The following is a 20,390-nucleotide window of genomic DNA, read 5'->3' as shown; positions in this document are numbered from 1 at the left end:
TATTTTTATAATTAAGTTCAAAATTTGATTAATTTATAAAAATATCTATTTTGAACAAGAATACATGTAATCTCTAGTTAGAGGTAAATCATTTTTTATGCCTTTAGTGAAAAGTATTTGATGTATATCTATAATGCCAGTATTAAAAGCAGCAGCACAAGAACAAAGATATAAATCCCACATTCTTATAAATTTATCATCAAACATTTCTTTAATCTTAGGAAGATTATCATAGAAATTTTCATGCCAAGATAATAAAGTTTTTACATAATGTAATCTTAAACTTTCAACATCTATAGTATGATAGTTATAATCGCTACAAATATGTATCATTTCTCTTAAGCTAGGGATAACTCCACCTGGGAAAATATATTTTTTTATCCAAGGGTCTCCATAAGATTCTTTTAAGCCACTTATATAGTGAAGCAAAAATAATCCACTATCTTTTAGGACAGCATTTACATTTTTAATAAAAAGTTCATAGTTTTCTCTGCCAACATGTTCAAGCATACCAACGCTAACAACTCTATCAAATGTAAGGTTTGATTCTTTAAGTTCTCGATAGTCCATAAGTTTTACTTCAAGGTAATCTTGAAGATTCTCTTCTTTAATTCTAGTATTAAACTCTTTAAATTGTTCTTCGCTAAGTGTAATTCCCACACCATGAATTTTATATTTTTTTGCAGCTTCTATTAATAGAAATCCCCATCCACAACCAATATCAAGAAGACTCATACCTTCTTCTAAATTTAGTTTAGTTAATATGTGATGAACTTTATTAACCTGAGCCTCGTAAAGATTATCATTATCATATTTAAAATATGCACAAGAATAACTAAGTGTTTTGTCTAGCCATAAACTATAAAAATCATTTCCAATGTCATAATGAGCGTGTATTTCCTTCTTTTGATGTCTCATCGAATTAGATGAATGTAGCAAATGTTTTACAGCTGAGTTATCAATACTAAATTTGTCTATTTGTTTTAGAAGTAGGTTTAAGGTTAAAAATAAATCTCCTTCAATTTCAATGTCTCTATTTATATAGGCCTCTCCAAGTGCTAAAGATGTACTTTTTAATAATTCAGATTTGCTAATATCATTATTTACAATAACTTTAAATTGAGGAGAGCTATCTCCAACTAGAAATTCTTCCCCATCTTTAAGCCTAACTAGAAATGGTGTTTCATTAAATTTTTCTAAATAGTCTTTTAAAAAATTTTTTGTAATGTTCATATTACCAGCTCCTTTTAATGTAAATCCAGTAAGTTTTCCTTGCTTTAAAGTATATTATATTCCTTTTTTTTAAAAAGTAAAATTTTTTTTGTTGATTTTTCGTTGAATCAACTTTTTACTTTATAAAGGAATCTTATCTTTTAGTATTTTATTTATTTTATAAATTTTAGTATTGGATATAATATTCAATTAGTAGTGATATAATAACTTTAATTAATAATAAAGTTTTGAAGCAATTAGTCTGAAACTATTTAATAAAGGAGATATCAAATGGAAGTATATGCTTTAGTTGGGTCAAGTGGTACAGGAAAAAGTTATAAGGCACTAGAGTTTGCATATGAAAATGACATAGATTATATAATTGATGATGGTATTTTAATATATAGAAATAAAGTTTTAGCAGGTATATCAGCAAAACAAGCAAAGACTACTGTTGAGGCAGTTAAAAGAGCTATTTTTTATAATTTAGAACATCGGCAGAAGGTTAGAGAGGTAATAGAGAAGGAAAATATAAATAAGATTCTTGTTATAGGAACTTCAAAAAAAATGATTAATCAGATTGTAGATAGATTATCAATCGGAAAAGTTTATAAATTTATAAATATTCAAGATATAAGTACTAAATATGAAATAGAAATAGCAAAACAATCTAGAAAAGAAGGAAATCATGTAATTCCTGTTCCAGCAGTTGAAATAAAAAATATGACAAGTGGTCTTAGTATAAATCCATTAAAAAGGCTTTTTAGAAAAGGAAATAATATAAATATGGTCGTTTTAGAAAAGACAATTATAAGACCTACTTTTAGTTATATTGGCAAAGTTTATATTGATGCAGATGTAATTAAACAAATAATTGAATATGAAGTGTACAACTTTGGAAGCATTGATAGAATAAATAAAATCAATATAGAGAATTGCAATAATTTTATGAATATTTTTGTAAGTATAAATATCAATGATTTAGAAATTATAAAAAAAATTGAAAGTATGCAACAGATAATAAAAAAGTCTATTGAGAGAATGACTTTAGTTAATGTACAAAAAATAGATATTAACATTCATAAAATTAAAAAAATAAACTTCCTCCCATGTTAAAAAATAAACTGAAAAAATGATATACTAATTTGCAATAAAGTGTGCTATAATTAAACTGTAAATTTAGGAAATGGTTTTTCTAAATGGAGTATACATAATTATAACGTATTTATAAGGGGGCTTTCAAATGTCAGGAAAAGATGTAAATGTCTTCGAGATGGCGCAATCTCAAGTAAAAAATGCATGTGATAAATTAGGTATGGAACCAGCAGTTTATGAATTATTAAAAGAACCTATGAGAGTTATTGAGGTTTCAATTCCAGTAAAAATGGATGACGGTTCTATAAAAACTTTTAAAGGATTTAGATCACAACATAATGATGCAGTAGGGCCAACAAAAGGTGGAATAAGATTCCATCCAAATGTTTCAAGAGACGAAGTAAAAGCTTTATCTATATGGATGACTTTCAAATGTTCTGTAACAGGTATACCATATGGTGGAGGTAAAGGTGGAATAATAGTAGATCCATCAACTTTATCTCAAGGTGAATTAGAAAGATTAAGTAGAGGATACATAGATGGAATATATAAATTAATAGGTGAAAAAGTTGACGTTCCTGCACCAGACGTAAACACTAATGGACAAATAATGTCTTGGATGGTTGATGAATATAATAAATTAACTGGACAAAGTGCTATAGGTGTTTTAACTGGTAAACCAGTTGAATTTGGTGGTTCTTTAGGAAGAACAGCTGCTACTGGATTTGGTGTTGCTGTAACTGCAAGAGAAGCTGCTGCTAAATTAGGAATAGATATGAAAAAAGCTAAATTAGCTGTTCAAGGTATAGGAAACGTTGGTTCTTACACAGTTCTTAACTGTGAAAAACTTGGGGGTACTGTTGTAGCTATGGCTGAATGGTGTAAATCAGAAGGTTCTTATGCTATATACAATGAAAATGGTTTAGATGGTCAAGCTATGTTAGATCATATGAAAGAGCATGGTAACTTATTAAACTTCCCAGGAGCTAAGAGAATATCTTTAGAAGAGTTCTGGGCTTCAGATGTTGATATAGTAATCCCAGCTGCATTAGAAAACTCTATAACTAAAGAAGTTGCTGAATCTATAAAAGCTAAATTAGTTTGTGAAGCTGCTAATGGACCAACTACTCCAGAAGCTGATGAAGTATTTGCTGAAAGAGGAATAGTTCTTACTCCAGACATATTAACTAATGCTGGTGGAGTTACAGTTTCTTACTTCGAGTGGGTACAAAACTTATATGGATACTACTGGTCAGAAGAAGAAGTAGAGCAAAAAGAAGAAGTAGCTATGGTTAAAGCATTTGAATCTATTTGGAAAATCAAAGAAGAGTACAATGTTACAATGAGAGAAGCTGCTTATATGCATTCAATTAAGAGAGTTGCTGAAGCTATGAAATTAAGAGGATGGTACTAGAATTTACTCTTAATAAATAATAGGATATAATTATTTAATATATAAAAAGGGCTGTACTATGTACAGTCCTTAAAAGTTATATGACTCAAAATGATTTGGGTCATTTTTTATTTTGTAGAACATATTAATGTAACTTATGAAAAAAATTAAATACAATTAGAAGCAATAAAACTAAAGTTGATGCAATTAAAATTCTTTACTTTCAAAACATTTATAATGTAATATTAATGGATTTTAGATAGAGTCTATATTTATGACTTAAACTAATTCTTGTCAATTGACGTGCTAATTATGAATAAGCTATAATTAAATAAAAATAGTTTTATAAACTTAATTGAAAAAATATTAAATAAAAATAAATATATTTCTAAATTAAACATGATTTAAATAAAAGAGGTTTTGTAAAGGAAATCAAAAACTAGTTTGACTTTAGTTAAATATCCATGTTTATATAGAATCAATACACATTGAAGTAAGATGGACATTTATTATTACATAAAAAGTCATAGAAAGAACTTAGAGAGCTAATTAAATTCAAATACAAAATACTAATAAATAAGTTAGGTGAAAATATATGGTTAATTCAATTCTAAATGGGATTTTTAGAACTGTTATAGTAAGTAGTTTAAGTATTCTTCTGATATTGATTTTCAAGAAAAATGTATTTAAAATATTTAGTAAAAAATTTAATTATTACATATGGATGATAGTTGTTATTAAGCTGTTGTTGCCTTTTACATACTATACCTTTACAATAAACATCTTGAGAAGCAAAGAAAATATCAATATTAATAATATTAATTTAGAGGGATTCAATAATATTTCAACTTTAAAGAATAGCATTTTATTGTATGCTTGGCTTATAACTGTAGTAATATATTTAATTTATAATATCTTTAAATACATAAAACTTAAAAACTTAATAAATGATTTATCCTATGATGTAGAGGATAAAGAAGTAATAAATCTTTATAAAGATATATTAAAAGAATTTAATATAACAAAAGATATAAAATTAAAATATTCTTATGAAGTTGAAACACCAGCATTTTTTGACTCATGTGTACTTTTACCACCACATGACTATAAGCTAAAAGAACTTGATTGGATTTTTAGGCACGAACTTATGCATTTCAGAAGTAAAGACCTTTGTCTAAAGTATGTAATGATATTTTTGAAAATAGTATATTGGTTTAATCCATTTGTATATATAATGGACAAACATATAGATTTAGATTGTGAACTTTATTGTGATGAAAGAGTTTTAAAGAATCGTAGTGAAGAAGAAAAACAAGATTATGCTCTAACAATTATAAATGCAATGAGAAGAGGTTCAAACATTTCAAATAAATTTGTGGCTGGATTACATAAACAATCTGATATTAGAAAAAGAGTAATGAATATGTTTAATGAAAAATATAAAAATGGTATTCTAATGGCATTAACTTTATGCTTATTATCTTCTATTACTTTTTTAAAAATTAGTTCAACTAGTATTGTTAATCTAGATGTGTTACCTAAAAATGTGGAAGAAACACAAATTATTGGTAGTACAGTAGTTTTAACTTTACCATTTACATATGCAGATGCTCCTGAAAAAGTTAGAGAAAGATATAAAAAAAATTGTGAAGCATTGGGCATGATTCCTAAAGATTCTGATATTATAGATACTCCCATACAATATAATGATGTATTAATGCAATAGTTAAATTGTCTAGAGTCATCAATTAAACCTTCTTATAGATACTCAATTATGATATGGGTATAGGAATTTATCCATATCAAATAATAAAATATAATTATCCAAGGTATAAAAAAATTGTATTGTGTACAAGCATTAAAAATTAGATGAATCAAAATTATTTAAGACATTTTTCAACTGTTATTTATAATATTATGATAAAATATTAAAAATAAAATTTATAGATAATTATTTTAATTAACTAATGAAAATTGTGAGCTAATTCTTGCTAAGTTATAATTAAACAAAGATTATTTATTATTATAACTTATGATAATTCAAAACAATAAGAAATAGATATATTAAAGAGTAAAGAATATCTAATAAAAACAAGAAATAATATATATTTAATATGCTATTAAATGTATATAAATATTAAAATAATTTTATTAAATAAACATTTAAATTGAAAATTTAAAAACATTTTATGAAAAATTTAACAAATAATTAAACTTAAATATAAAATATTAAAAAATAAGATGGGTGAGAATTAATGACTAACTTAATTCTAAATGGGATTTTTAGAACTACTATAGTAAGTAGCTTAAGTATTTTTCTGATATTGATTTTTAAGAAAAATGTATTCAAAAGATTTAGTAAAAAATTTAATTATTACATATGGATGATAATAGTTATTAAGTTGTTGTTACCTTTTACATACTATACATTTACAATAAACATCTTGAGAAACAAAGAAAATATCAATATTAATAATATAAATTTAGAAGGATTTAATAATATTTCAAATTTAAAGAATAATATTTTATTATATACTTGGCTTATAACTGTAGTAATATATTTAATTTATACTATATTTAAATACATAAAACTTAAAAATTTAATAAATGATTTATCCTATGATGTTGAGGATAAAGAAATAATAAATCTTTATAAAGATATATTAAAAGAATTTGATATAACAAAAGATATAAAATTAAAATATTCTTATGAAGTTGAAACACCAGCATTTTTTGATTCATGTGTACTTTTACCACCACATGACTATAATTTAAAAGAGCTCGACTGGATTTTTAGGCACGAGCTTATGCATTTTAAGAGTAAAGACCTTTGTCTAAAGTATGTAATGATATTTTTGAAAATAGTATATTGGTTTAATCCATTTGTATATATAATGGATAAACATATAGATTTAGACTGTGAACTTTATTGTGATGAGAGAGTTTTAAAGAACCGTAGTGAAGAAGAAAAACAAGACTATGCTTTAACAATTATAAATGCAATGAGAAGAGGTTCAAATACTTCAAATAAATTTGTGGCTGGATTACATAAACAATCTGATATTAGAAAAAGAGTAATGAATATGTTTAATGAAAAATATAAAAATGGTATTTTAATAGCATTAATTTTATGCTTATTATCTTCTATTACTTTTTTAAAGATTAGCTTAACTAGTATCATTGATTTGAATATATTGCCTAAAGATGTAAAAGTTACAGGAAACATTTTTTCTATGACAGTTTCAACCATACCATTTACATATGCAGATGCTCCTGAAAGTATGAGAAGAGAACATAAAGAAAACTGTGAAAGTATAGGATTAACTCCTAAAGATTCTGACAGAATGGAGATTGTTGTAGAATTTTATGATATACTAGTAGAACCATAATCAAATTTAAAAAAATTATAATCTAAAAGTCACTTTTATAAAGGTGACTTTTTACTTAGAATAAGTTAAAAAATTCACTATATTTCTAACTTTATAGAAGTTTTATTAAAAAATATACGATGCATAAAAACGCACAAAAAAACACATAAAACAATATTTATGCGTACTTTAGCTTCAAAAGGTACAAAATTCTTTACTTTTACAAAATCATATTATATAATGAAGTAAATAATGTATATTTAGGTGACATATTGGATAAACTAATTAATTATTATTTATTAATATAATGATACTATAAAAGTTATATAAAGAGGTTTACAAAAAAGTTACAGATAGAGCTTTTATTAATGTATTGTGTATTAGTATTTTATCCTTAGGTACTCTTCACCTACAAAATAGAATCATAAGATAATTATGGGAAAATTTTAGGAGGTTTATCGTGAAGAAAAAGATATTAATACCAGTATTTGCATCAGTTATGGCATTATCAGTAAGTTCAATTGTAAATGCAGATGAAATAAATGATTCATCTCAAAATAAAGATGATAAAACAAATACTGAATTAAATTTAGGCGAATATAAAGAAGTAAAATATAAAGTTGCAAGAATAAAAGATGGAGTAGCTATAAAGATAAGAGAAGAAGGTCAAGTTCAAAATATAGCTTATTCTGGAGACGAATTTACAGTTCTAGGAATTCAAGGAGAATGGGTTAAAGTTAAAGTTGAAGATGGCGAAGGTTGGTTAGCTACTAGATATGTAGATATATCTGAAGGGGTAGGATATACTAACGCTGATAAAGTAAACTTAAGAAAAGATAAAAGTGAAAATTCAGAAGTAATTGGAGAGCTAGAAAAAGGAAGCTCTTTATTGGTTTTAGAGGAAAATGGAGATTGGTTGAAAGTTAAAGATGGAGAAACAGAAGGATATGTAAAATCATCTTATGTAACTGATAAAGCTCCACTAATAGAAGAACCGCAAGTAGACCAAAATGTTACTCAAAATGGAGATTCTACAAACACAAATAACACTCAACAAAACAATATAAATAATAATCAACAAAATAATAATTCAAATGTGCCAACAGCTAACTCTAATGCAGTTCAAGCTGTACTTAATTTGGCTTATTCTAAGCAAGGTTGCCCATATGTTTGGGGAGCAGAAGGGCCAAATACTTTTGACTGTTCAGGATTCACACAATATGTATACAGAAATGCAGTAGGAAAGAAGATACCAAGAACATCTAAGGCACAATCTAATTATGGACAAACTGTAAGTAAGGCAAATTTACAGCCAGGAGACTTAGTATTCTTTACAACTAATGGTTCTGGTTCTGTTAGTCATGTTGGTATATATGTAGGTGGAGGTAATATGATACATTCACCATCAACAGGAAAAACAGTCCGTGTAACTAGTATAAATTCAGCATACTATACAGCGAGATTTGTTACAGCAAAAAGAATCTTATAATCGATTTGTACTATAACAAATTGATAAATACATAAATACAAATGCTCTATATTATATTTAATTTAATCAGGAAATATAAAATGATTATATGTTAAATGCAATATAGAGTGTTTTTGTATTATCTTAAATTTTGATGTGGACTTATATTAATATTACTATTAAATAGTATTCTTTCCAGATAATGATTATTTGCGCAATACCTTGACAGGATAAGGTAAAGGTGATAAGCTACTAACAGTACAAAAATACTTTTAATTTTAGTTCAGAGAGGCTAAAAAAGGAGGACGAAAGATGTTAAAATCAAGAAATTTAATCCAACCAGAAGACTTTTCTATAGAAGAAATAGATGAAATATTAGAATTAGCTCAAAAAATAATTGACAATCTGTCAAAATATTCTCATATATGTGAAGGTAAACTATTAGCTACATTATTTTATGAACCATCAACAAGAACAAGATTAAGTTTTGAATCTGCTATGAACAGACTAGGAGGTCGTGTCGTAGGTTTTTCAGAGCCAAATTCATCATCTGCATCAAAGGGTGAAACTTTAGGTGATACGATGAGGATAGTATCTAGTTATGTTGATATAATAGCTATGAGACACCCTCAATCAGGTGCAGCTACAGAAGCATCAAAATTTACAGAAGTACCATTTATAAATGCAGGAGATGGCGGAAATCAGCATCCAACCCAAACACTTACAGATTTACTTACTATAAAATCATTAAAAGGAACTTTAGAAAATCACACAATAGGATTATGTGGTGATTTAAAATATGGAAGAACTGTACATTCTTTAGTTAAGGCTATGGCGAGATACAAAAATACTAAGTTTGTATTTATAGCACCTGAAGAACTAAAAATGCCAGACTATATAAAAGAAGCTATAAAGGGACATGCTTACTATGAAACTAATAATTTAGATGATGTTATAGGAAGTTTGGATGTTTTATATATGACTAGAATTCAACAAGAAAGATTTGAAGATAAATCAGAATACGAAAGACTAAAAAACTATTATATTTTAAATAAAGCTAAATTAGAAAAAGCATCTGAAAGTATGTTAGTAATGCATCCACTACCAAGAGTAAATGAAATAGATGTTGATGTAGATACAGATGATAGAGCTGTTTATTTTAAGCAAGCTAAATATGGAATGTTCGTTAGAATGGCATTAATAATAAAGCTTCTAGGTGTAAATGAAGGTTAGTAGTTACATTATATAATAGTGAAGTAAAGGAGATTTTGGGATGTATAAAATTCTAGAAAATATATACATAGGTGAAGATATGTATAGAATGAAAGTAAAAGGCGCTTTTGAAGGTAAGATGGGGCAATTTTATATGCTAAGAGCATGGGATACTTATCCAGTCCTTTCAAGACCTATAAGTATACATGATATAGATGAAGAAGGTATAACTTTTCTTTATAAAGTAGTAGGAGAAGGAACTCAAATTATTAGTAATCTAAAAGTAAACGATACTATAAAACTAGAGGGTCCTTATGGAAATGGATATAGTAAAGTTGATGGAAAAGTAGCTCTAGTAGGTGGTGGAATCGGTATAGCACCATTATATTTAGTTGCTAAAAATATAAAAGACTGCGATGCTTATCTTGGATTTAGAGAAGATGTTATATTAGAAAATGAATATAGAGAAGTTTGCAATGAGGTATATACAACAGTAGGAAATAAGTTTGTAACAGACATAATTGATGTAGAAAAATATGACTATATATTAACATGTGGGCCAACTCCAATGATGGAAAAATTGGTTAAAATGGTAGAAGGTACTAAAACAAGGATTATGGTGTCACTTGAAAATCATATGGCATGTGGAGTAGGAGCGTGTTTAGTATGTACATGTGAGACTACTAAAGGAAATAAAAAAACTTGCAAAGACGGTCCAGTATTTTGGGGAGAGGACGTGATTTTTAATGGCTAATTTAAACGTAAAATTTGGAAATATTGATTTTAAAAATCCAGTAATAATGGCGTCTGGGACTTTTGGATTTGGAAGAGAATATAATGAAATTTATGATATACAAAAACTTGGTGGTATAAGTAGTAAAGGTCTTACTTTAAATAAAAAACCTGGTAACAATGGTATGAGAGTTCATGAGACACCATCAGGTATGATGAACAGTGTTGGACTTGAAAATCCTGGAGTTCAAGGATTTATAGACAGTGAACTTCCTTTCTTCAGTGAGTTAGATTTAGTTAGAATTGCTAATGTTGGAGGTGGAACATTAGAAGATTATCTACTTGGGGTTAAGTTGTTAAATAATAAACCTATAGATATTATTGAATTGAACATATCTTGTCCAAATGTCAAAGCAGGAGGAATGGCTTTTGGTATAAAAAATGAAGTGGCAAGAGAAGTTGTTCGTGAGGTAAGAAACGCAACTAAACTACCTCTAGTAATAAAATTATCACCTAATGCTGAAGATATTGTGGGTATGGCAAAAGTTTGTGAAGAAGAAGGTGCTGATGGAGTATCTTTAGTTAATACTTTTAAAGCAATGGCAATTGATATAAAAAATAGAAAGCCAGTATTTGAAAATGTATATGCTGGATTATCTGGACCAGCTATAAAGCCTATAGCTCTTAGAATGGTACATGAAGTTTGTAAAAATGTAAATATACCAGTAATGGGAATGGGTGGAATAACTAAAGCTACAGATGCGATAGAATTTATAATGGCAGGAGCTACTTGTATTCAAGTTGGAACTGCAAATTTCATGAATCCTAAAATTGGGCTTGAGATAATAGATGGAATCAATGAATTTATGGATAGAGAAGGAATAAAGAATTTAGAAGAAATAAGAGGAATTATATAGGTTACAGGTATGACAAATAAGTACAATTAAAGCAAAGAATATAAATTAAAATAAATATAATTTTATAATATTTAACATGGAGGGAAAAATAATATGAGTAAAGTAGATGTAGTAGATATATTAAAGAAAAGTGATGCATTATTAGAAGGACATTTTTTATTATCTTCAGGAAAGCACAGTAACAGATATGTGCAATGTGCAAAGCTATTAAGATTTCCAGAGTATGCAGCTGAGGTATTAAATACAGTTGTTGAACAAATAAAAGATTTAGATATAGACTTAGTAGTTGGTCCAGCTATGGGTGGAGTAGTAGTTTCTTATGAGCTAGGAAGACAATTAGGAAAAGAAGCTATATTCACTGAGAGAAAAGATAATACAATGGAGTTAAGAAGAGGATTTGAAGTTAAAAAAGGTGCAAAGATAATAATTGCTGAAGATGTTGTTACTACTGGTAAGTCAACTATGGAAACAAAAAGAGTATTAGAAGCGTTAGGTGGCGAAGTTATAGGTGTCGCTTGTATAGCTGATAGAACTAATCATGACATAGGTATGCCTATATATAGTGCAATAAAACTTGATATTCAAGTTTATGAAGCTGATGAATGTCCTTTATGTAAAGAAGGAAAATTACCAGTTGTTAAACCTGGAAGTAGAGAATTTAAAGAATTAGGAATGTAATAACCAATTAATTAAATTTAACATTATTTTAGTAAATACAAATTTTTTTACTAAATAAATATCAATTTAAATATATAAATAAGATATAATAAACAGCTAGCTTTCGTTTAAAAAGCTAGCTGTTTTTTGTTAAAAATATATTTACAAAACAGTAGCTGGTAGCAGTACAATATAATTATAAGATAAAAAATTATTATATATATTGGGGAGGGTTTCGGTATGAGTAATCAATTAAAGAAAAATCAAAAAAAGGTTGTATTTTTTGGTGTTGGTGCTGTTGGAGCTACCTTTGCAGAACAATTTTTAAATTCTAAATATGATTTTAAAATTCTTTGTGACCAAAAAAGAAAAAAAAGATATTTAGAAGAGGGTTTTATAATAAATGGAAAAAGATATGACTTCGATTATATAACTAAAGATGAATATAAACAAGAAGCTGATTTTATAATTATAGGTTTAAAATATAATAACCTAAAAGAAAATATAGAAGAGTTAGATGGATTAGTTGGAAAAGATACAGTACTAATGTCTTTACTAAATGGAGTTAATAGTGAAGAGATAATAGGAGAAAGATTTGGAATTGAAAAAATGGTATATTCATATGTAACAAATATAGATGCAAAAAAAATAGAAAATAATATTATACATACTACAGATGGAATAATTGTATTTGGAAATAAAGATAATAGTGAAGATAGAAAAACAGATATAATAACTGAAGTTTTTGATAGTGTAAATATAGAATATGTATTATCAAAAAATATTCAACGAGACATGTGGTGGAAATACATGGTTAATATTGGGGTGAATCAAACTTCAGCTATACTTGGCGCTTCTTATGGAGTATTTCAAGATTCTGAATATCTAAGAGAGTTAGCAAAATCTGCAATGAGAGAAGTGGTTGATATAGCTCGAGTAAAAGGTATATGCCTTACAGAAGATGATGTAGAAAATTCATTACATAGAATACTAGAACATTCAAGAGAAGGTAGAACATCAATGCTTCAGGATGTAGAGGCTCATAGACTTACAGAAGTAGATATGTTCTCTAAGAATATTTGTGAGCTTGGAAGAAAGTATAACATACCAACTCCTATAAATCAGACTTTTTTTTATATGATAAAAGTAATTGAAAGTAGATTTTAGAAAATTTTTAGAAAAAATTGAGGCTGTAAGTAAATCTGTGCAAAACAAATTTATCTACAGCTTTTTTAGTAGACATAATTGATAAAAATGGAAGCAAACTGTCTTTTAGTAGAGTATCATGAAGCAAAAGTAAAACAAGTATTCTGTGAGAAATATGATAAATATTATTCTACAAATATTTGTATATTTCTTATAGCTATATTCTCTTATTTAGGATATGAGTTTTCAGAGGTTATCCATGTGAACTATTCTATTGTATGTCTTGTTGTTGGTGTTCTTGTAACTCGTATTGGTATTGTACCAAAAGACATCTTAGAAAAAGGAAAAATCAAAGGTTTTATCAACATGGTTGTGTTCGCAGCTGTTATTCCTTCTTTAGCAAAAGTTTCTTTGACAGGTTTAATCAGTCTTTTTGTACCAATTGTAGGTATGTTTGCAGTTTCTATTATTGATATATTCATTATGATGAAGGTGCTTCCAGGTTGGAAAATCATTGGTTCTAAACCTCTTGCTTTTGGAGTAGGGTTCTGTCAGATGTTAGGATTCCCAACAACATATTTGATGTCTAAAATAAAAATTATCTTTTATCTAAAATAAAAAACACCCAAATATGACTAAGAGTGGTTTGAAATTCAATGTTAATTTAATTTTAGAACTATCCATCTTATAATATATCAAATGCGAATTAAAAAATATTTTTAATAGCTACAACTATTGGGATTACTTATTTTTATATTAAATACTATATCATAAAATAACAAAAAAATCAAGTCGAGTAATCTCTCTATTTCAGTGATATACTAGGTTTTAATAGTTTTTGATAAATATAATGTAACTAGAGGACAATCTATGTTTTTTAATTTTTTTGATTAAATTTACCTCTAGTTCAATACTTATAAGGAGAAATATTATGAATTTAAAAAAAGGATTAGATATTTTAGAAATTCCATCAAGTATATTAGGCAAAGATAAAGTTATATATATTCCAGTAATCTATACAGAAGATGAGGTAACTCTTGTTGATACTGGACTTCCTGGTCAAGGAGATTTAATAATTGATGCTCTTAATAATAGTAATACAAGTTTTAATAAATTAAAAAATATAGTAATAACTCACCATGATATAGACCATATAGGAAATATAAAATATTTAAGAGAAAAATCTAAAAATGATATAAAGGTATATGCATACAAAAGTGAAGTCAACTATATAACAGGGGAAGAAACCCCATTTAAACTTTGCATGTTAGAACAAGAAATAGATAGTCTTAATGATAAAATGCTTGATATGTTAAATGCTATGAAATTTGGATTTAAGTCATCATATACTACAGTAGATGTATCTTTAAACAATCATGAAGTTTTAAATTTAAGTGAAGAAGTAGAGGTTATACACACAGGTGGTCATACTAGGGGTCATATATGTCTTTATTTAAAAAAATCTAAAGTACTTATTGCTGGAGATTTATTAGAGATAAAAGATGGTAAACTTAGACCAGTTGATGTCATGCATAGTGATAAGCAAGAATTGATAAAAGCTATTAAAAAATTAAGTAACTATGATATAGAGGAAATAGTTTTTAGTCATGGTGGATTATATAAAAAAAACATAATGGAAACATTAAAAAATATAGTTATTGAATAATGTTACATGATTGAAAATACTATCCAGTTCTTTATGAAAAGTTTATTTAAACAATAATTAAATATGAATGGTAAAGAAACAAAAAATTTATAAATAATTACTTACTTAATATTTTGAGAATAAAAATATTACTGGAATCAGAAATTTCCAGTAATATTGAGTAAGAAAAAATATATTTACACAAATCTATAAACATTCTCAAAAAACTTATAATTTATTGTTAGCTTTAAATTCTATTAATCTTTTATGCTATTTAAATTACTAAATACTTTTAACTCTTCAATGAAAATACTTGCTGCTTTTGATAAAGTTATATCTTTTGGAAAGATATATGAAAAATGTCTGTTATAGTTGCTTCCAAGTTCTATGACAGACAGTTCGTTGTTTAAAACAGGTAAGCTTGTTACGAGATTAGATACTATTGTAATTCCTAAATTATTTCTAACTGATTCTTTGACAGCATAATTACTTCCAAAGACCATCATACTTTTTGGAATAATTTCCTTAATGCTTAAAAACATATCTAAATAATCTCTAGTTCCAGAACCGTCTTCTCTAACTATCCATTTTTGATTTTGAAGCTTATCAAAACTAAAATCTTTTAATAAAGGGCTATTATACGGAAGTGCTAAAACCATCTTATCTTCAAAAAAATATTCTTGCATAAATGAGGGAGAAGAATAAGTCCCTTCAATAAGTCCAATATCTAAAATATAATCCTTAACATGAGAAGATACAATGGATGTATTTTCTATGAAAATTTCTACATCTATATCAGGATACTTTTGAGAAAATAGTGCAAGAAAATTAGGAAGAATATATTCTCCAATAGTTAAACTTGCGCCAATCTTTAAACGTCCAGTTATAGCATCTGAAACCTGATTTACATCGTGATATGTAACACTTAAAAGATTTAGTATTTCCTTGGCTCTTTTATATAATATTTGTCCACTTTCTGTAATAAAAATAGTTTTCTGTTTAATAGATCTATTTATAAGTACAACCTTAAAGTAATTTTCTAAGTTTTTAATATGTTTACTTACACTTGGTTGTGATAAATTTAGGTATTCACCAGCCTTGGTGAAGTTTTTATATTCAACAACAGCAACAAATGTTTTTAATTCTTCAAACAATTTTTTACATCTCCTTTGCATAATAAAAATTTTGTATTTTTTATCAGTTACTTACAGATAATTGTAATATATACATTAATCATTAAAATTATTAATCATTACGATATTATATATTTATTTTACTTATGGTTATTACAATTATATACTATTATTGTAAAGAAAACTATATTAATTAGAAGGTAGGTATATTATGTTAAAGAATAAAAGCAGTTTTACATTAAAGAATATAAAAGAAATATTACCTGGGTTGGTTGTATCTGTATTAGTAGGTTATATTAGTATATTTATTTCAACATTAATACCTAAAGTAGGAGCAGCATCAATTTCTATATTTTTAGGTATGTTTGTAGGAAATTTATTTTTAAATCAGAAAGTCTTTCAAAGGGGCTATAAATTTTCAGAAACAGATTTGCTATCATATTCAATAGTATTATTAGGAGCAACCCTTAGTATATCTACTCTAATAGATTTAAAAATTTCAGGTATATTGTTTATAATATTACAAATGACAATAACAATAGTATCAGCACTTTATATAGGTAAAAAGCTAGGTTTTGGTGAAAACTTTAGATTTCTTATGGCAAGTGGGAATGCAGTATGTGGTTCTTCTGCTATAGCAGCAACAGTTCCAGTAGTTAATGCTACAGACAAAGAAAAAGGAATAGCAATAACTATTGTCAATGTTACTGGTATATTTCTTATGTTTTTACTTCCAATAATATCTCAATTCTTATATAGTCATGAGCTTGTAAAAACATCAGCAATGATAGGTGGAACATTACAATCAATTGGTCAAGTTGTGGCAAGTGGAGCTATAGTTGGGGAAAATGTAAAAGATTTAGCAACTATTTTCAAAATAGTGAGAGTAATATTCTTAGTTGTAGTTGTTTTAGTATTTGGACATTTGAAAAATAAGTCTAACAGTGAAATTATTGAAGAAGAAAAAGATGAAATAAAAAAGAAAAAAATAAATATACCATGGTATGTAATTGGTTTTTTCATAACTTGTGCACTTTTTTCAATTAATATTATACCAAAAGAAGTATCTGTATTGTGCAAAGAAATAAGTAATAAATTTGAAATAATAGCACTAGCAGCAATTGGATTAAAAGTTAATGTAAAAGACTTAGTAAGACAAGGTAAAGCAGTTTCTTTATATGGTCTATTTGTAGGAACAATACAAGTTATATCAGCGATAGTTTTGATAAAAATATTTATATAGAATATAAGTATTGATTATAATATCAATTTACTTAATCAAAATAATATGTTATTAATAACTGATAATATAAATAAAAAATGAATTCTAATAAGTGTAGATGGGTATAAGCTTATTGGAGTTCATTTTTTATTTATAGTGAAAATTTAAAGTAAAATATTATTTTACATAATAATAACATTATAAATTTTGAAATTACTTATCTTTGTGTTAAAATAAGAAAAATGCACATATCACAGTTAAGTATTTAAGTAGATAAATAAAATAAAAATATAAATATTAAGGAGATTTTTTATATGAATGTTTATGAAAAGAATAATGTAGTTATACTAGAAGGAGTAACAGATTTTGATCCAAAACATATATTTGAGTGTGGTCAATGTTTTAGATGGCATAAGCAAGAAGATGGTTCATACACAGGAGTTGCAAAAGGTAGAATATTAAATGTAAAAAAAGAAGATGATAAAGTATATTTAAATAATACAAATTTAGAGGAGTTTAATAGCATTTGGTATAATTACTTTGATTTAGGGACTGATTATACAGAAATAAAAAACAATCTAAAGAGTATGGATGAATATTTAAATAAAGCTACTGAATTTGGATGGGGAATAAGAATTTTGAGACAAGATGGATGGGAAATGCTTATATCATTCATAATTTCTTCTAATAATAGAATTCCTATGATACAAAGAGCTATAGAAAACTTATCAAAAAGTTTTGGTAAATACATAGGTGAGTATGAAGGTAAAGAATACTATGCATTTCCAACGCCAGAAGAGTTAAATAAAGCCTCACAAGAGGAAATAAGAGCATGTCAAACAGGTTTTAGAGACAAGTACATAAAGAGTACTACACAGGCAGTTATAGAAAATAATGATAAGGTATCTGAATATGTAAATCTAAGTACAGATGATTGTAGAAAAGAGCTTTTAAAATTTAATGGAGTAGGTCCAAAGGTATGTGATTGTATTGCGTTATTTGGTATGCAAAAATATGATTCTTTTCCAGTTGATGTGTGGGTTAAGAGAGTTATGCAAGAGTTCTACATAAATGAAGATATGAGTTTACCTAAAATGAGAACTTATGGGATTGATAAATTTGGAGAATTGTCTGGGTTTGCACAACAATATCTATTTTACTATGCAAGAGAGTTAGGTATAGGAAAATAGACTTAAGGGGGAAGGAATTATGGGAGTGATAGGCACAATATTTCTGTTCTATTTAATTATATCATATCTAGCTGGAGCCATAATTTCTGTAATTATATTACTTGAAAATAGAGATCCTGCAAAAACCATGTCTTGGTTATTGATGTTTATCATATTTCCTGGGATAGGGTTAATTATATATGCTATTTCGGGTAGAAATATTAGAAAACGAAAATTATTTAAAACTCAAAAACTAGCTAATAATATAAAAGAAAAGAAACTTTTTGATACATTAGAAAAGATAACAGAAATTGTTGAACTAGAAAAAGAATCTATAAGGCAAAATAAGCTTTTAAGAGATGAGGAAGATGGTAGCTATAGAAAAAGAGTCATAAGTATGCTACTAAAGACTGGGATGTTTCCATTTACTAAGAACAATAAAGTAGATGTTTTTGTAGATGGAAATGAAAAATTCAAGAGACTTATAGAAGATATAAGAGAAGCTAAAGACCATATTCATTTAGAGTACTTTATAATCAAAGACAGTGAAATAGGTAGGGTGTTAAAAGAAGAGCTTATAAAAAAAGCTAAGGAAGGTATTAAAATAAGAATTTTATATGATGATGTAGGGTGTTGGAGATTTTGGTTTAATAGAAAATTTTTCCGAGAAATGAGAGAAGTAGGTATAGAAATAGCAGCTTTTTTACCTACAAAATTCCCTATAATAGGAGGAAAGTTAAACTATAGGAATCATAGAAAAATTGTTGTTATTGATGGAATAATTGGATATACAGGTGGAATAAATATAGGAGATGAATATTTAGGAAAAAATGAGAAGTTTGGGTATTGGAGAGATACTCATATTAGAATTAAAGGAATTTCTGTATATATGCTTCAAATGACATTTTTGATTGATTGGTACTATACAACAAAAGAGGTTTTAGTTACTAAAAATTACTTTCCAAGTGTCGGAAATGTAGGTGAGAGTATGATACAAGTTGTAGCTAGTGGACCAGATAGTGATTGGGAAGACATTCATTATGCTTATTTTTCTGCTATATGTCAAGCTAAACAAAGTGTTTATATAGAGACTCCATATTTTATTCCAGATGAGAGTCTGCTGAAAGCTATAAAAAGTGCTGCGCTTAGTGGTGTAGATGTAAGAATAATATTTCCTAAAATTGCAGACCACAAAATAGTTAATATAGCATCTTATTCATATTTTGAAGAAATATTAAGAGCAGGTGGTAAAGTTTATTTGTATAAAAAAGGATTTATACATTCCAAAGTCGTAATAATAGATGATAAAATTGCTTCTGCAGGTACAGCAAATATGGACCTAAGAAGTTTCATGCTTAATTTTGAAGTAAATGCTTTTATCTATGATGAAGATGTTATTAAAGTAATGACAGATGATTTCTATGAAGATTTAAGTCATTGTGAAGAACTTAATTTAGAGGTATTTAAGAACAGAAATATTGTACAAAAAATTAAAGAATCTGTAGCCAGATTGTTTTCACCAATATTATAAAAAATTATTAAAAAAGGTATTGAAAATTATGTGTGATTGGTATATTATAATAATTGTTAGCACTCTAGTAGATAGAGTGATAATAAATAAAAAGTATATATATAAATCTACATATAAAAGTAGTATTAATTTAAAAATAACTAAAAACATAGGCAAACTAGTCTATACTTAATATTTTAGGAGGCGTGAATAATGAAAATAAGACCATTAGCTGACAGAGTAGTAATTAAAAAAGTGGAAGCAGAAGAAAAAACTGCAAGTGGAATAGTTTTACCAGGAGCAGCTAAAGAGCAACCTCAAATAGCTGAAGTTGTAGAAGTTGGACCAGGTGGGATAGTTGAAGGAAAAGAAGTAAAAATGGAATTAGCAGTTGGAGACAAGGTTATATTCCAAAAATATTCTGGAACAGAAGTTAAAATAGAAGGACAAGAGTATACAATACTAAGACAAAGTGATGTATTAGCTGTTATTGAATAAATATAGAATAAAT

General features: G+C 26.9%; 18 protein-coding genes. 16 read left to right on the top strand and 2 right to left on the bottom strand.

Translation table 11 applies throughout. The annotated features are described in order from the left end of the window. Positions 1-45: 45 nt before the first annotated feature. On the bottom strand, positions 46-1,233 hold the full coding sequence (locus IC218_RS15810; protein WP_227824863.1) for an SAM-dependent methyltransferase: 1,188 nt from the start codon (positions 1,231-1,233) through the stop codon (positions 46-48). A 270-nt stretch (positions 1,234-1,503) separates the two neighbouring features. On the opposite strand from IC218_RS15810, the gene IC218_RS15805 reads away from it, so the two are divergent. From IC218_RS15805 to IC218_RS15750, 12 genes are all read left to right on the top strand, one after another. After that, complete coding sequence (locus IC218_RS15805; RefSeq protein ID WP_227434602.1) at positions 1,504-2,328, top strand: ATP-binding protein; 825 nt, start codon at positions 1,504-1,506, stop codon at positions 2,326-2,328. A 127-nt stretch (positions 2,329-2,455) separates the two neighbouring features. Continuing rightward, on the top strand, positions 2,456-3,721 hold the full coding sequence (gluD, locus tag IC218_RS15800) for a Glu/Leu/Phe/Val family dehydrogenase (RefSeq protein WP_227434603.1): 1,266 nt from the start codon (positions 2,456-2,458) through the stop codon (positions 3,719-3,721). A 574-nt stretch (positions 3,722-4,295) separates the two neighbouring features. After that, positions 4,296-5,426, top strand: coding sequence for a M56 family metallopeptidase (locus tag IC218_RS15795; protein WP_227824862.1), 1,131 nt, complete (start codon positions 4,296-4,298; stop codon positions 5,424-5,426). 529 nt (positions 5,427-5,955) lie between these two features. Next, a complete protein-coding gene (locus IC218_RS15790; RefSeq protein ID WP_227824861.1) occupies positions 5,956-7,089 on the top strand; it encodes a M56 family metallopeptidase in 1,134 nt (377 codons plus the stop codon). Between the two features lie 439 nt (positions 7,090-7,528). After that, positions 7,529-8,557, top strand: coding sequence for an NlpC/P60 family protein (locus IC218_RS15785; protein WP_227824860.1), 1,029 nt, complete (start codon positions 7,529-7,531; stop codon positions 8,555-8,557). A gap of 291 nt (positions 8,558-8,848) precedes the next feature. After that, positions 8,849-9,769 (top strand): aspartate carbamoyltransferase, encoded by a 921-nt coding sequence (gene pyrB, locus IC218_RS15780; RefSeq protein ID WP_227824859.1) that lies wholly within the window; start codon positions 8,849-8,851, stop codon positions 9,767-9,769. A gap of 40 nt (positions 9,770-9,809) precedes the next feature. Then, positions 9,810-10,502: a dihydroorotate dehydrogenase electron transfer subunit gene (locus IC218_RS15775; RefSeq protein WP_227824858.1), complete on the top strand. Its 693-nt coding sequence runs from the start codon at positions 9,810-9,812 to the stop codon at positions 10,500-10,502. Further along, positions 10,495-11,397, top strand: coding sequence for a dihydroorotate dehydrogenase (locus IC218_RS15770; protein WP_227824857.1), 903 nt, complete (start codon positions 10,495-10,497; stop codon positions 11,395-11,397). The genes IC218_RS15775 and IC218_RS15770 overlap by 8 nt, the downstream gene beginning before the upstream one ends. Before the next feature lie 93 nt (positions 11,398-11,490). Beyond that, complete coding sequence (gene pyrE / locus IC218_RS15765) at positions 11,491-12,075, top strand: orotate phosphoribosyltransferase (RefSeq protein WP_227434610.1); 585 nt, start codon at positions 11,491-11,493, stop codon at positions 12,073-12,075. Positions 12,076-12,294: 219 nt separating this feature from the next. Next, a complete protein-coding gene (locus IC218_RS15760; protein WP_227434611.1) occupies positions 12,295-13,221 on the top strand; it encodes a ketopantoate reductase family protein in 927 nt (308 codons plus the stop codon). 78 nt (positions 13,222-13,299) lie between these two features. Continuing rightward, positions 13,300-13,818, top strand: a complete 519-nt coding sequence (locus IC218_RS15755; protein WP_227824856.1) for a hypothetical protein — start codon at positions 13,300-13,302, stop codon at positions 13,816-13,818. A gap of 313 nt (positions 13,819-14,131) precedes the next feature. Next, positions 14,132-14,866: an MBL fold metallo-hydrolase gene (locus tag IC218_RS15750; RefSeq protein WP_227824855.1), complete on the top strand. Its 735-nt coding sequence runs from the start codon at positions 14,132-14,134 to the stop codon at positions 14,864-14,866. Positions 14,867-15,102: 236 nt separating this feature from the next. On the opposite strand, the gene IC218_RS15745 is transcribed toward IC218_RS15750, so the two are convergent. After that, positions 15,103-15,999, bottom strand: coding sequence for a LysR family transcriptional regulator (locus IC218_RS15745; protein ID WP_227824854.1), 897 nt, complete (start codon positions 15,997-15,999; stop codon positions 15,103-15,105). 190 nt (positions 16,000-16,189) lie between these two features. On the opposite strand from IC218_RS15745, the gene IC218_RS15740 reads away from it, so the two are divergent. From IC218_RS15740 to groES, 4 genes are all read left to right on the top strand, one after another. After that, a complete protein-coding gene (locus IC218_RS15740; RefSeq protein ID WP_227434615.1) occupies positions 16,190-17,221 on the top strand; it encodes a YeiH family protein in 1,032 nt (343 codons plus the stop codon). Positions 17,222-17,514: 293 nt separating this feature from the next. Beyond that, complete coding sequence (locus tag IC218_RS15735) at positions 17,515-18,390, top strand: DNA-3-methyladenine glycosylase family protein (protein ID WP_227824853.1); 876 nt, start codon at positions 17,515-17,517, stop codon at positions 18,388-18,390. Between the two features lie 19 nt (positions 18,391-18,409). Beyond that, on the top strand, positions 18,410-19,900 hold the full coding sequence (cls, locus tag IC218_RS15730; protein ID WP_227483532.1) for a cardiolipin synthase: 1,491 nt from the start codon (positions 18,410-18,412) through the stop codon (positions 19,898-19,900). A 192-nt stretch (positions 19,901-20,092) separates the two neighbouring features. Further along, positions 20,093-20,377 carry a co-chaperone GroES gene (groES, locus tag IC218_RS15725; RefSeq protein WP_227434618.1) on the top strand — a complete coding sequence of 95 codons (285 nt, stop codon included), beginning with the start codon at positions 20,093-20,095 and terminating at the stop codon, positions 20,375-20,377. Positions 20,378-20,390 lie beyond the last annotated feature (13 nt).

Origin of the sequence: Clostridioides sp. ES-S-0005-03 (genome assembly GCF_020658455.1) — a bacterium.
GTDB lineage: Bacteria > Bacillota > Clostridia > Peptostreptococcales > Peptostreptococcaceae > Clostridioides.
This window is presented reverse-complemented; position numbering and strand designations above follow the sequence as displayed.